General features: G+C 62.4%; 15 protein-coding genes. 6 read left to right on the top strand and 9 right to left on the bottom strand.

What is annotated here, in order from left to right; all coding sequences use genetic code 11:
- Positions 1-32 precede the first annotated feature (32 nt).
- Together KTQ37_RS06170 and KTQ37_RS06165 are read right to left on the bottom strand one after the other, a co-directional pair.
- Positions 33-1,298, bottom strand: a complete 1,266-nt coding sequence (locus KTQ37_RS06170; RefSeq protein WP_218629624.1) for a tetratricopeptide repeat protein — start codon at positions 1,296-1,298, stop codon at positions 33-35.
- A gap of 168 nt (positions 1,299-1,466) precedes the next feature.
- Positions 1,467-2,558: a hypothetical protein gene (locus KTQ37_RS06165; RefSeq protein WP_218629623.1), complete on the bottom strand. Its 1,092-nt coding sequence runs from the start codon at positions 2,556-2,558 to the stop codon at positions 1,467-1,469.
- 44 nt (positions 2,559-2,602) lie between these two features.
- Between KTQ37_RS06165 and thyX the strand changes: the two genes are divergently transcribed.
- The 3 genes from thyX to KTQ37_RS06150 all read left to right on the top strand — a co-directional run bounded on the left by thyX (position 2,603) and on the right by KTQ37_RS06150 (position 4,761).
- The gene (gene thyX, locus KTQ37_RS06160; protein WP_218629622.1) at positions 2,603-3,517 is read left to right on the top strand and encodes an FAD-dependent thymidylate synthase; all 915 of its coding nucleotides are present in this window, start codon (positions 2,603-2,605) and stop codon (positions 3,515-3,517) included.
- Between the two features lies 1 nt (position 3,518).
- A complete protein-coding gene (locus KTQ37_RS06155; protein WP_218629621.1) occupies positions 3,519-4,073 on the top strand; it encodes a hypothetical protein in 555 nt (184 codons plus the stop codon).
- Positions 4,074-4,332: 259 nt separating this feature from the next.
- Positions 4,333-4,761, top strand: a complete 429-nt coding sequence (locus KTQ37_RS06150) for a DUF1810 domain-containing protein (RefSeq protein ID WP_218629620.1) — start codon at positions 4,333-4,335, stop codon at positions 4,759-4,761.
- 8 nt (positions 4,762-4,769) lie between these two features.
- Here the strand turns inward: KTQ37_RS06150 and KTQ37_RS06145 are convergent, their stop codons facing one another.
- A complete protein-coding gene (locus KTQ37_RS06145) occupies positions 4,770-5,606 on the bottom strand; it encodes an alpha/beta fold hydrolase (RefSeq protein WP_218629619.1) in 837 nt (278 codons plus the stop codon).
- A gap of 59 nt (positions 5,607-5,665) precedes the next feature.
- Between KTQ37_RS06145 and KTQ37_RS06140 the strand changes: the two genes are divergently transcribed.
- Complete coding sequence (locus KTQ37_RS06140) at positions 5,666-6,262, top strand: hypothetical protein (RefSeq protein ID WP_218629618.1); 597 nt, start codon at positions 5,666-5,668, stop codon at positions 6,260-6,262.
- On the opposite strand, the gene KTQ37_RS06135 is transcribed toward KTQ37_RS06140, so the two are convergent.
- The 4 genes from KTQ37_RS06135 to fabA all read right to left on the bottom strand — a co-directional run bounded on the left by KTQ37_RS06135 (position 6,246) and on the right by fabA (position 9,567).
- Entirely contained in the window at positions 6,246-6,929 is a 684-nt protein-coding gene (locus KTQ37_RS06135; protein ID WP_218629617.1) for a haloacid dehalogenase type II, read from the bottom strand. The two genes, KTQ37_RS06140 and KTQ37_RS06135, sit on opposite strands and share 17 nt — an antisense overlap.
- A gap of 78 nt (positions 6,930-7,007) precedes the next feature.
- A complete protein-coding gene (locus KTQ37_RS06130) occupies positions 7,008-7,796 on the bottom strand; it encodes an enoyl-ACP reductase FabI (protein ID WP_218629616.1) in 789 nt (262 codons plus the stop codon).
- A gap of 4 nt (positions 7,797-7,800) precedes the next feature.
- Positions 7,801-9,030, bottom strand: a complete 1,230-nt coding sequence (fabB, locus tag KTQ37_RS06125) for a beta-ketoacyl-ACP synthase I (RefSeq protein WP_218629615.1) — start codon at positions 9,028-9,030, stop codon at positions 7,801-7,803.
- 27 nt (positions 9,031-9,057) lie between these two features.
- Positions 9,058-9,567, bottom strand: coding sequence for a bifunctional 3-hydroxydecanoyl-ACP dehydratase/trans-2-decenoyl-ACP isomerase (gene fabA, locus KTQ37_RS06120; RefSeq protein ID WP_218629614.1), 510 nt, complete (start codon positions 9,565-9,567; stop codon positions 9,058-9,060).
- Positions 9,568-9,717: 150 nt separating this feature from the next.
- Between fabA and irrA the strand changes: the two genes are divergently transcribed.
- Positions 9,718-10,143 carry an iron response transcriptional regulator IrrA gene (irrA, locus tag KTQ37_RS06115; protein WP_236021103.1) on the top strand — a complete coding sequence of 142 codons (426 nt, stop codon included), beginning with the start codon at positions 9,718-9,720 and terminating at the stop codon, positions 10,141-10,143.
- Positions 10,144-10,215: 72 nt separating this feature from the next.
- Here irrA and efp read toward each other — a convergent pair whose 3' ends face one another.
- On the bottom strand, positions 10,216-10,785 hold the full coding sequence (gene efp / locus KTQ37_RS06110) for an elongation factor P (protein WP_218629613.1): 570 nt from the start codon (positions 10,783-10,785) through the stop codon (positions 10,216-10,218).
- Positions 10,786-10,882: 97 nt separating this feature from the next.
- On the opposite strand from efp, the gene epmA reads away from it, so the two are divergent.
- The gene (gene epmA / locus KTQ37_RS06105) at positions 10,883-11,947 is read left to right on the top strand and encodes an EF-P lysine aminoacylase EpmA (protein ID WP_218629612.1); all 1,065 of its coding nucleotides are present in this window, start codon (positions 10,883-10,885) and stop codon (positions 11,945-11,947) included.
- On the opposite strand, the gene KTQ37_RS06100 is transcribed toward epmA, so the two are convergent.
- Positions 11,920-12,303 (bottom strand): DUF2237 family protein, encoded by a 384-nt coding sequence (locus tag KTQ37_RS06100; RefSeq protein WP_218629611.1) that lies wholly within the window; start codon positions 12,301-12,303, stop codon positions 11,920-11,922. The genes epmA and KTQ37_RS06100 overlap by 28 nt on opposite strands.
- Between the last annotated feature and the right edge of the window lie 60 nt (positions 12,304-12,363).

The following is a 12,363-nucleotide window of genomic DNA, read 5'->3' as shown; positions in this document are numbered from 1 at the left end:
GAACCTAACCCGCCGGATCAATGCTGCAAGGCCTAGAAGCTAGAACGCAACCCCACCGCCAGCGAAAACTCGGAGCGGGTGAAGCGACTGATGTTACTGTCCACCTGCATCGCCTGAAGGCGAAACTCGGGGGTGAATCCGGCATAGCCATAGTCCGGCGCCCAGAAACCGACCTCACCATAGACGGTTTCGTCCTGCCGGCCACCCTCCGGATGCATCCAAAGGACACTGTAGTCGGGATAAACCGTTTTGATCGCGCCCGCGGAAAATGCATAGGCCAGCGGCCCAATGTGTTTGTTCGGCTCGTATCGGAGTGAACCCGTAACCGACCAAGAGCGCGCCTGATCGTTGTTCGATGCCACATCCAGCAATTCCATGGTCCCGGATAGCGACCCGCTCGACAAAACCCGTGTCAGGCCGAAAATCAATTCGCTCCGAGTATCTTTCTGCGCCGAGTCGTTCCAGTCGCGCCGCTCGACACCCAAGCCAAAGCTCAGCCTGGTCGCCGAAGGGGCTTGGCCCAGTCTACGGTCTGCGCGCAGGCTCGCTCCCGCATAGCCGTAGCCCGGATCACCGCCCTGCCACATCTGTCCCCCGGAAAGCGACGCGGTAAACTGCGTCGACCTATCAAGCACCTGCCGGTGCGAAAGGTTCATGCCCAGTGCAACCATCGAATAGTCGGAGTTGCGTATCTCGACCGAGGCAGGCGCAGGAGTTCCCGGCAAGTGGAACGGCGTCAGTTTGGGTGAGCCCGACAACTCCACACCACGCAAATACAACTCTGCGCCGAGATAAGTCTGGCTCTTTTCGGTGCGGCGGATCCGGTAGTTTGTATCGAAGTTAAGGGTGCCGACAATCCCTGACAGCGCGAGGGCATCATCGCTTAGCACACCGACTGCATCGTATCCGTCAATGACGTTCGATCGGTCCTCCGCGCCTCCGTTAACGTTGCTCGAGGGCTTGACGCCGAAACGCAAACGCCAGTTCCAGGGCGATTCACTGCGCAGGCGATAATAGTCCTGCACCGCAAGATCTTTGCTGGGGACATCCGGCGCATATTGAATCGCGTGCCGTGCCCAATACTGCGCGGCGATCCAGCGCTCATCCGCCAAAGCGACCTTGGCGGCCAATATCGCCGCCTCATAATGCTGGCGATCGGTCCCCGCCCCCGAGAAGCTTCTGGAGGCCGCCTGACGCGCAACATCGGTGTTTCCCGCTGCAAGCATCTCGCGCGCGACGATGTAATGCGCAAGGGCACTGTCCGGGTCTCTAAGCAGGATCGCCTCGGCCAGCGACATGGCCTCAGCTGAATGGCCCGCGCTTGCCATGGCCGCCGCTGCGATTTCCAGTTGCCCCGGCGGAGCTTGGGAGATCGGGACGCCAGCGGTCTCTTCAGCGCAAACCGCCCCGCTCGCTGAAGCGAGCAGGACGGCAGCAAGACATATCAAGCGATCGCGAAACATCGCTTAGGGCGTGCCGCAGCCGGGCTCCCCAGGGGTACATTGCTCAAGCACGAAGACCCCGTGTTCTTGTTCCTTCTCCCAGATTTCAATGTGATCTTCCAAATGAACGGCGCCCGCAACCGAGTTTGCGCCCACTCCACCGAAGACACCACCATATGAGCCAATGGCCTTTTGATCGGTGTCGTCTTCAGCCGTCCCTGCGAACGTACCATCTGATGCAATGCTGGTCGAGACAAGGATCACATCATCGAGCGCGATCGGAGTGTCGATCGCATCAATCAGCCAGCGATCATAAACGGCGCCGTTGACTAGGTTCTTACTAAAGTTTGCATCGAGGAAAACCTTCCCCTCAACGCGCGAGGGCTGATCGGGCCAATTGACGGAAGCGCTACCGGCCGGGTCGATCAGCTTGTTCGTCGTCAGGCTCGGATCGGCCTTAATGTTGGTCAAGCCCGCATATCTGCCAGCATAGGAAACCTGCCCGCTCGGCGGATCGTAATCCCCGCTGCGCGCGTAAATACCACCAGCGAAGTACCTATTAAACTGACCACCATCAGCCACCGTGACCGCGCTCACCGAGCCATCGGTCGAGGTCTTCGCAAGCGCGATGAACAGGCGGTCTAGCGCGTCTTCCTGAATGCGGTAGGCCTGGAAGCCAGCGACATCGAGGTCCGGGTCGCGCACATAGGGAACGAGCGCCGGAGTCGAGTCAAGGCCCGCAATTTCGACCTGCAGCGTTTCGCCCGATGGATCGTAGACAACGGATTCCAGGTTCACCAACAGATCGCTGGGAATGTTGAGATCGGCCCCGTTCAGCGAGCCGCTGCCGTTCGGAGTATCCGTAGAACCATCCGGCGGTGTCCCGTCAGCCGGCCCAACAACAGCGGCCCCGCTGCAAGCGGTCAAAGCGCAAAGCGCAATGATCGAGAGAAGATGCTTGCTCATTATGTTTTCTTTCTGTGTTCCTGCCTTGAGGGCAAGGGTGCCGAAACCGCCTTCAAAAGTCAATTCTTCAACACTTTTGCGCGAGGGCCGTGCCCCTGCTGCGACACCTCGCGCGCGAGCCACATCATCTCGCGGTTTCGTGAAGCGCATATCGCATATATAGTCGTCCCGATTCTATTCGCCGGAGGAACCTCATGTCGCTTACCCCCGAACAGCTCGCCGAGATCGAGGCGCAGCGCGCCCAGCCCCAGACCACGCTGCGCGCCACCTCGCCGGGGATGGAGGCCCGCCTCTACACCGCCCATGAGGTACTCGATCACGGGCTGGTACGGGTCATCGACTACATGGGCGACGACGCCGCGATTTGTCAGGCCGCCCGCGTCAGCTACGGCAAGGGCACCAAGGCCGTTTCTGACGACAAGGGCCTGATCCGCTACCTCATGCGGCACTGGCACTCGACCCCGTTTGAGATGTGCGAGGTCAAGTTCCACGTCAAACTCCCGGTCTTCGTGGCCCGCCAGTGGATCCGCCACCGCACCGCCAACGTCAACGAATACTCGGCCCGCTACTCGATCCTCGACCGCGAGTTCTACATCCCCGCCCCCGAGGCCCTCGCCGCCCAGTCGAAGGTCAACAACCAGGGCCGCGGCCAGGTGCTTGAAGGCGCCGAGGCCGCCCGCGTCCTCGACCTGCTGCGCGAGGATGCGATGCGCAGCTATGACCATTACGAGGACATGCTCACCCCCGACGAGGACACCGGCAAACTCGGCCTCGCGCGCGAGTTGGCGCGCATGAACCTGCCCGCCAACGTCTACACCCAGTGGTACTGGAAGATCGACCTGCACAACCTCTTCCACTTCCTGCGCCTGCGCGCAGACAGCCACGCCCAATACGAGATCCGCGTCTATGCCGAGACCATGTGCGACATCGTCCGCGACTGGGTGCCCCAGGCCTACGCGGCCTTCGAGGACTACCGCCTCGGCGGGGTGAACCTGTCGGGCAAGGCCGTCGAAGTGCTCAAGCGCCGTCTGGGTGGCGAGGCCGTCACGCAGGAAACCTCGGGCATGTCCAAGGGCGAGTGGCGGGAGTTTGTAGAGGTCTGGGGGTGAGATGCGATCCAAGACGAGGAAACGTCGGCCCGTTGCTCGCTGGGAAAATAGTAGCATTACAGATGCCAAGAAAACTGAAGGCTTCTCGAGAGAGGTCTTCGAAATTGCATCTAGGCAGCTAGCCGCGCAAAAAGAAGACCTGAAGAATATCCGCAATCAAGCGGCAATAACTAGCGCCCTCACCGGTCTTGTAGCGGCTACCGGGGCTTCGGCCTTAGGCGAAGCAGGCCTATCCGGACACAACCTCCCTCCGCACATTCTGGGAATGGGAGCCGCCGTTTGGATTGTGTTTGGTTTTTTCTTCTTTGCGCTTTTTTTCTCCGCGAGAGTCCTCATTTCTTGGAAAGCCTGCACATTCGACCACTCTGCAAAGTTCATTCTTGACGAGCGCATCAAAGGGCGCGAGCCAAATGAAATCTACGCTCAGCTCGCCACGGAGTCGGAAGCATTCTTCGATCAAAATGAGGATGTAATAAAGTACGCTCATCGCGACTTAACATTCGCGGTATTCTGTTCTGTGGCACTAGTTCCTGCATGGCTTCTCTTCATCTTTTAAGGTGCATAATGTCCGATAAAAAGAACTCCGGCTCAAAGCCGCCAAGCAAGTCCACTGCAACCAACAAGACTGGATTTATTAACAGGCAGAATGGTGCCAGTAGTCAGCAGACGACAAGCTCCGGAAAAAAGACGACCCGAGACAAGAAATAGTGTTTGGTGCGAAATCGGAACCAAACAAACTATGCGAAAGGCAAGCTCAGGCAGCGTTTGAGTGATAGAGACTTTGTTCAAGGTTGCCCTGAAATTTCACTAGCTACATGACCCAACGCTTCCACGCCCCCCAGACCCGAGACTTCCCGCTCGCCCTGCGCGAACTCCGGCAGGGGCGCAAGTTGACGCATTGGATCTGGTGGATCTTCCCGCAACTGGCCTCGCTCGGGCGCAGCGCGCGGGCGGTGGAATACGGGCTGCGCGATCTGGATGAGGCGCGCGACTATCTGGCCGACCCGCTCCTACGTGCCCGGCTGATCGAGGCGGCTCAGGCCGTCCTCTCCCATCCCGGCACGCCCGTCGAGCAGATCATGGGCCCCGTCGATGCGCTCAAGCTGCGCTCCTGCGCGACGCTGTTCGAGGCCGCCAGCCCCGACGCCGCCACCCGCGCGCCCTTCACCGCGCTGATCGACACCTTCTACGGCGGCACCCGCTGCCCCCTGACCCTGGCCGAGATCGCCCGGTCAGGGGGCTGACGCGCCCCTCAGGCCGCGATTATCCCAAGCCAGCGCGTGATCGCGGCGACCGCCTCGGGCTCGTCAAGGAAGGGCACATGCGCCCGGTCCGGCACCTCGGCAAAGACCATGTCGGGCCGCCGCGCGCACATTTCCAGCGCCGCCGCGTGGCTCAGCAGGTCGGAATTCTGGCCCCGAAGCAGACACATGGGCAGGTCAGCGCAGGCTTCAAACAGCGGCCATGCCTCGGGGAGCGCATCGCCCTGGAAAGCCGCAAGGAAGGCCTCGCGCAGCGCCGGGTCGTAGTTGATCTTCACCCCGTGGTCGGTCTGCAGGTAGTGGTGCGAGACTTCCTCGGCCCAACGGCTGGCGGGCACATTGGCGAAGCCCGGCATCACCTTCGGCAGCTTTTCTGCCAGTTCCGCCAACGACTTGGCAATCGGATCGCGGCCCACATAGTCGAAGATCCGCTCCAGCCCGCCGCGCTCCAGAACCGGCCCGACATCATTGAGGCACACCCCTAGCAGGCGCTCCTTCGCCACCGCGGCAAGGAACATCCCGATCAGCCCGCCCCGCGAAGTTCCAAGAATCGCGGCCTTTTCCAACCCGAGGTGATCGAGCAGCCGCAGCGCGTCCGCGCCCTCCTGCGGCACGGTATAGGTCTGCGCCCCGGTCCACTGGCTTTCGCCGCGCCCGCGGTAATCCATTCGGATCAAACGATAATTCTTAAGGAATGGCGCTACGTAGTCAAAATCCCGCCCAGTCCGGGTCAACCCCGCCAGCGCCAGAACCGGCAGCCCCTCGCCCTCGTCGCGATAGGCGATCCGCGCCCCGTCTTCCGCCGTAAAATATTGGATATCCGACATTTTCCCCTCTTGGAACCAAGCTATTTGCGGCTACCTTAACGGCAAAGACGGAGGTCGTCATGTCCGACACGCTGGAAAAGTTACAGGCCCGGCTGGCCGAGCTGGAAACTCAGATTGAGCAGGAATGGGACGCCCAACGCGAGCAGATGCGCTATCATATAGAGCGCGGCAAGATCGAGTTCGAAGAAGGCGTCAGGGAAGCGCACCGCATGGCGCGCGTGCATCTTTGGCTGTTCCTGCGGCGCTCGCGCCCGCTGGTCTTTCTGACCGTCCCGGTGATCTATGCGGTCGTTATCCCCTTCGCGCTGCTCGATCTGTTCGTGACGATCTATCAGTGGGTCTGCTTCCCGGTCTACGGCATCGAGAAGGTGCGCCGCCGCGATCACATCGTCATCGACCGTCAGAACCTCGCCTATCTGAACGCGATCCAGAAACTCAATTGCATGTATTGCGGTTACGGCAACGGGGTCGTGTCTTACGTGCGTGAAGTCTCGGCCCGGACCGAGAAATACTGGTGCCCGATCAAGCATGCCCGCCGGGTGAAGGGCGCACATGCCTATTACGGCGAGTTCTGCGACTTCGGCGATGCGGAAGGGTTCGAGAAGAACTCCCCCCGCTTCCGGCGCGAGTTGCGCAAGGTCACGAAAGAGGAGTGAGCAGGTCGGGAACCCCGCTCAGATCCCTGAGCATGTCAGCAGGCTTCCAGGGTAGCCGCTCGCGCGGGAATCCGGCGCGATTGACCCAAGCCACCCGGAACCCGGCCCGCGCGGCGCCGGCCGCATCCCAGCCGTTGGACGAGACAAACAGAACCTCAGGCGGGCGCACGCCCATCCGCTCTTCCACAAGGTCATAGACCGCTTGCGCGGGTTTGAACCGGCGGATGCTGGCGACCGAGAGGACCTCGTCGATAAGCCCGTCGATCCCGGCGGCATGGACCGCGGCGTCGAGCATCTCAGGCGAGCCGTTCGACAGGATCGCCCGCCCCACCCCGCGCGCCTTGAGCGCCGCAAGCATCGCGGGCACCTCCTTATAGGCGGGCAGCTCGCGATAAAGCGCCAACAGCGCCTCGGCCAGGTCCGGGTCCTGCACACTTTGCGCCGCCATCGCCCAGTCGAGCCCGTCGCGAGTGAGTTGCCAGAAATCCACATATTCGCCCATAACCTCGCGCAGCCAGCTGTATTCCAGCTGCTTGCGGCGCCAGTCGAAGGCAAGCTGCGGCCAGATCGGCGTCAGCCTTGGATCGCGCATGGCAAGCTCTCGCGCGGCGGCATCCACGTCGAACAGCGTTCCATAGGCGTCGAAAACGGCAAGCTTGATGGTCATTGCGGTTCCTCCCTGCCCTGATGCTGGCACGAAAAAAGGGGCCTCGAAAGGCCCCTTCGGTACATCCTGACAATCGGGTCAGATGTTCTCGGACTGGGGCATGCCCAGAACGTGGTAGCCGCTATCCACCATGATGATATCGCCGGTGGTGCAGGCGCCATAGTCCGAGGACAGGAACACCGCCGCGCCACCAACCGATTCCAGCGTCGCATTGTGGCGCAGGGGCGCGTTCGCTTCGGTGTGACGGTAGGTCTTGCGCGCACCGCCAATGGCCGCGCCTGCCAGCGTCTTCATCGGACCGGGCGAGACCGCGTTCACGCGGATGCCCTGCGGCCCCAGATCGTTCGCCAGATAGCGCACGGCGCTTTCCAGCGCGGCCTTGGCCACGCCCATCACGTTGTAGAACGGCGTCACCCGGTTCGACCCGCCATAGGTCAGCGTGATCAGCGAGCCGCCCTCGGGCATCAACTCAGACGCGCGCCGCGCCACGTCGATGAACGAGTAGCACGAGATCGCCAGCGAGTTCTTGAAGTTGTCGCGCGAGGTATTGATGAAACGCCCGGCCAGTTCGTTCTTGTCGGAATAAGCGATGGCATGGACCACGAAATCGAGGCTGCCCCATTCGTCCTTGATCCGCGCGAAGGCCGCATCCATCGAGGCGTCATCATTCACATCGACATCGACCAGGAAGGACGAGCCGACCGAGGCCGCCAGCGGCTCGACGCGCTTGCCAAAGGCCTCGCCCTGGTAGGAAAACGCCAGTTCAGCGCCCTCGGCGGCCAGCGCCGAGGCAATCCCCCAAGCGATCGAGCGTTCATTGGCGACGCCCATCACCAGGCCACGCTTGCCCTTCATCAGATCGGCCATCGGCTCAGTCCTTCAGCTTGCTCATGACGAGCGTGGCATTGGTGCCACCGAAGCCGAAGCTGTTCGACAGAACCGTGTCGAATTCGACGTTCTCGCGCAGCGTCGTGGCGATCTCTTCGGGCTTGATCGCCGGATCAAGCTGCGTGACGTTGGCCGAGGCCGCGATGAAGCCGTTCTCCATCATCAGCAGCGAATAGATCGCCTCATGCACGCCAGTCGCGCCGAGCGAGTGCCCGGTGAGCGACTTGGTCGAAGCGATCGGCGGCACATTGCCCTCGCCGAAGACGCGGCGGACGGCCTGCACTTCGGTCACGTCGCCCGCGGGGGTCGAGGTGCCGTGCGCGTTGATATAGCTGACCTTGCGACCTTCGGGCAACGTGGACAGCGCCAGACGCATCGAACGCTCGCCACCCTCGCCCGAGGGGGCCACCATGTCGTAGCCATCCGATGTCGCGCCATAGCCGGTCACTTCGGCATAGATCTTGGCGCCGCGGGCCTTGGCGTGCTCCAGCTCTTCCAGCACCACCACACCAGCACCGCCCGCGATGACGAAACCGTCGCGGGTCGCATCGAACGGGCGCGAAGCCGTTGCCGGCGCATCGTTGTATTTCGAGCTCATGGCGCCCATCGCGTCGAACAGGCACGACAGCGTCCAGTCAAGCTCCTCGCCGCCACCGGCAAAGACGATGTCCTGCTTGCCCATCTGGATCAGTTCCGCGCCGTTGCCGATGCAATGCGCCGAGGTCGAGCAAGCCGAGGTGATCGAGTAGTTCACGCCCTTGATCTTGAACGGCGTGGCAAGGCAGGCCGAGTTGGTCGAGGACATGCAGCGCGTCACCATGAACGGACCCATGCGCTTGGGGCTGCCCTTTTCCAGAACGATCCGGTGCGCCTCGAAGACGTTATGGGTGGAGGGACCGCCCGAGCCCATCACGAGGCCCGTGCGCGGGTTCGAGATGTCGCCATCCTCAAGCCCCGAGTCAGCGATCGCCTGCTCCATGGCGAGGAAGTTATAGGCCGCGCCAGCGCCCATGAAGCGCAGGTTGCGCTTGTCGATATGGTCTTCCAGCACGATCTGCGGCATGCCGTGAACCTGGCTGCGGAAGCCATGCTCGGCATATTCGGGGGCGAAGACGATACCCGAACGGCCCGCACGCAGGCTGGCGGTGACTTCGGCGGCATTGTTGCCGATGGGCGAGACGATCCCCAGCCCGGTAATGACGACGCGGCGCATGTGCGGCCTCCTGTAGTAAGAAAGGGATCAGCTCTCGGAGAGAGCCACCTTCATGTCCTTGACCTGGTAGATAACCTCGCCATCGGCTTCGACAATGCCGTCGGCCACGCCCATGGTCAGGCGGCGGGTCTGAATGGCTTTGGTGAAATCGACCTTGTAGGTCAGCATCTTGCGATCGGGGCGCACCATGCCGGTCAGCTTGACCTCACCCACGCCGAGCGCATAGCCGCGCCCCTGCCAGCCGCGCCAGCCGAGGTTGAAGCCGGTCAGCTGCCACAGGCCGTCAAGACCAAGGCAGCCGGGCATGATCGGGTTGCCGGGGAAATGGCACTCGAAGAACCACAGATCGGGGGTGATGTCGAATTCGGCCACGACGTGACCCTTGCCGTGCAGACCGCCATCGCCCGAGATCTCGGTGATACGGTCCATCATCAGCATCGGCGGCGCAGGAAGCTGGGCATTGCCCGGCCCGAACAGCTCGCCGCGCGCACATTTCAAAAGGTCTTCTTTACCGAAGCTTGTCGGAAAGCCTGTCATCGGCTTTTTCCCCCCATTGCTCTTTCCTCATCCCTCTAGCACCCGCAAAGCTGCGCGCGCAAGGGCCGTGGACGCGCAGCGATAACGCTCACATCACGAAAAGTCATTGAAATAAGGGCGCATGGCAACATATAAACCGGCAAGGGAGATATGACCTTGATAACAACGATCGCGATGCAACGTGGCCAGAAATGGCTGACCGAAGGCGGGCTGCGCCCCACCCGGCAGCGCCTGTCGCTTGCCTCGCTGCTGGTGGGCGATGGCCATGACCGGCACGTGACCGCCGAGGGTCTTTATGCCGCAGCCCTCGAGTCCGGCGAGAAGGTCTCGCTTGCGACCGTTTACAATACGTTGCGCGCCTTCTGCGATGCCGGGCTGATGCACGAGATCACCGTGGATGGCACGCGCTCTTATTTCGACACGCGCATGGACGACCATCCGCATTTCTTCTGGGAAGACGAGAACCTGCTGTCGGACGCCCCGGCGGAGGAACTCGAACTGGCCCGCATCCCCGCCCCGCCCGAGGGTGCCGAGATCACCCGCGTCGATGTGATCATCCGCGTCCGCAAGGCCTGAGAAACACGACAACACCCGGAAATGAAAAAGGCGCCCTCGGGGCGCCTTTCGTTTATCGGCAGCGGCGAAGGATCAGTCCTTCGCGCGCTCGACATAGGAGTTGTCGGTCGTGTTGATCACGATGCGGGTGCCCACGCCGATATGCGGCGGTACCATCACGCGGATGCCGCCGGTGCAGGTGGCGGGCTTATAGGACGACGAGGCAGTCTGACCCTTGACGACCGGCTCGGTCTCTTCGACCTCGACGGTGACCTTCTGCGGCAGTTCGATCGACAGCGCCACGCCTTCATGGGTCAGCATCCACACGCGGATACCGTCGCGCAGGTGAACCTTGGCGTCGCCCACGACATCTTCCGACACGGTGATCTGGTCGTAAGTCTCGGGGTTCATGAAGTGGTAGCCTTCGCCATCCTCATAGAGGAAGTCGAATTCGTTCTCGTCCACATGGGCCTTCTCGACCGAGTCGACGGTGCGCCAGCGTTCCTGGACCTTCACGCCGTCCGAGATGCGGCGCATCTCGACCTGCGTGACCGAGTTGCCCTTGCCCGGGTGGACGTTTTCAGCGGTGAGCACGATGTAGAGAACGCCATTCATGTCGATGACGTTGCCCTTGCGGATCGAGGAGGCGATCACTTTTGCCATGGGAAGGGTCCTTGATAAGATTAGACAGGCTCTGGCGCCCGGATGGCGAAGCGCCTAAACCATCCCGGACCAGATTTCCAGCGAAAAGCCTGATCTCATGAGCCAGACCCCGTGGTGGAGCCCCGAACGTCACGCCGACCGCCGACCGGCGCTCCTGGCGCGCAACCGTATCCAGAACGCGATCCGGGGATGGCTGGCACAGCAGGACTTCTTGGAGGTCGATCCCGTCGCGCTGCAAATCAGCCCCGGCAACGAGGCGCATCTGCATGGCTTCGAGACCCGCGCCATCGGCAATGACGGCATCGCCCATCCGATGTATCTGCACACAAGCCCCGAATTCGCGATGAAAAAGCTGCTTGCGGCGGGCGAGCAACGCATCTTCGCCTTCGCCCATGCCTGGCGCAACCGCGAGCGCGGCGCGCTACACAGCCCCGAGTTCACCATGCTCGAATGGTATCGCGTGGGCGAGGATTACACCGTTCTGATGCAGGACTGCGCGGCGATGCTGCGACTGGCAGCGCAGGCGGCGGGCAGCACCGTCCTGCGCTTTCGCGGTATCGAATGCGACCCTTTCGCCGAACCCGAACGGATGAGCGTGGCCGAAGCATTTTCGCGTTACGCAGGCCTCGATCTGCTGGCGACCTGCGATGGCGCCGAGACCGATGCCGAGGCGCTGCGCGCCCAATGCCGCGCCGTGGGCATCAAGGTGCGCGACGACGATACTTGGTCCTTCCTGCTCTCGAAGGTGCTGGTCGAGAAGGTCGAGCCGCATCTGGGCCATGGTCGCCCGACCGTGCTTGATCGATACCCGGCCGCCGAGGCTGCACTGGCCCGCCCTGCCCCCGATGACGCCCGCGTGGCCGAGCGGTTCGAGCTGTATGCCTGCGGGGTGGAACTCGCGAATGGCTTTGGCGAGCTGACAAACCCCGCCGAGCAACGCCGCCGCTTCGCGCTGGAGATGGACGAGAAACAGGCGATCTATGGCGAGCGTTATCCGATCGACGAGGATTTCCTGGCCGCGCTGGCCCTGATGCCACCCGCCTCCGGGATCGCGCTTGGCTTTGACCGGCTGGCGATGCTGGCCACCTCAGCGCCGAAGATCGACGATGTAATCTGGACCCCGGTGGCCGAGCCTCAGCCAAAGGGCGACAGCAGCCGGTAAAGCCGCAACACCTCCAGTGGCACGACCTCGAGCGTGCGGCGGTGCGTAGCCTCCAGCACGACCTGGGGCGCGCAGCCCTCGTCATGCGCCTCAAGGAAGCGGCCCGCGCAAAGGCACCAGCGATCGCCGGGTTTCAGCCCCGGAAAGGCGAACTCGGGGCGCGGGGTGACCAGGTCATTGCCGACATAGCTCGACCAGGCCAGGAACTCCGCGTTCACCACGACGCAGACGGTATGCGCGCCGGCATCCTCCCAGCAGGTGTTGCAGTGGCCATCGCGGAAAAAGCCCGTGCGCGGCTCCATCGAGCAGGGTTCGAGCGGGCCGCCCAGCACATTCACCGAAGGCTCCATTTCCATGCGCGCACCCCGTCTGACTTCACTGCCCGCCAGCGTCTCGCCCCACCCCGGCAAAGTCAA

The sequence above is a fragment of the Sedimentimonas flavescens genome, assembly GCF_019264375.1.
GTDB lineage: Bacteria > Pseudomonadota > Alphaproteobacteria > Rhodobacterales > Rhodobacteraceae > Rhodobacter > Rhodobacter flavescens.
This window is presented reverse-complemented; position numbering and strand designations above follow the sequence as displayed.